Raw genomic sequence first — 757 nt, 5'->3', positions numbered from 1 at the left:
AGCGCCACTGCTAATTTGCTTTTCATGGTTTTCATTTGCATAACTCCTTCATGCGGGGATCCGGATCCCTTGTTATTGTGTTTGCGTCTTTATAATGACTAAAGATCAGCCAAGCGAAATACTTGGTTTATGCCGTTTTGATTTCTTCTCGCAAGCCCGTAAATTCAGGCATCAGAGAGATCAATTTTTTGCTGTATTCGTGCTGTGGAGCAGTAAAGAGCTGCTCGGTAGGCGCGACTTCCAATAACGTGCCCATCTGCATTACACCTACTCGGTCACACATCTGACGAATCACCGGTAAATCGTGACTGATAAACAACATCGTTAGGTTCAGTTCACTTTGCAGATCTTTTAGCAAGTTCAGAATTTGTGCCTGTACCGACACATCCAACGCTGATGTCGGTTCATCACAAATCAAAAGTCGAGGACGAGTTGCCAGGGCACGCGCAATCGAAATACGCTGACGCTGACCACCAGAGAATTCATGAGGATATTTCACGCCAGCCATGCGACCCAAACCAACATGATCAAGCAAATCATTCACGATTTGACGTGTTTCTGCTTCATTCTTGGTGAGTTTATGGAAACGAATTGGCTCGGCAATAATGTCTGCCACCTTCATACGAGGGTTCATAGACGTGTATGGGTTTTGGAACACCATCTGCATTTGACGTCGCATCGGACGACGCTCTTTTTCCGACTTCATCGCCGTGAGATCGATGCCTTCAAATTTCACTTGGCCAGAGTTTGGTTCATA

At 45.6% G+C, this 757-nt stretch carries 1 protein-coding gene; it reads right to left on the bottom strand.

Features of this window, described 5'->3' with window-relative positions:
- Window positions 1-127: 127 nt before the first annotated feature.
- Window positions 128-757: ATP-binding cassette domain-containing protein (locus R7Q46_RS26670; RefSeq protein ID WP_318078155.1), on the bottom strand; the 630-nt coding region annotated here is incomplete at its 5' end.

The organism is Vibrio sp. 811 (genome assembly GCF_033339195.1).
Note: the sequence above shows the minus strand (reverse complement) of the source record. Positions and strands in the feature narration are given on the sequence as shown.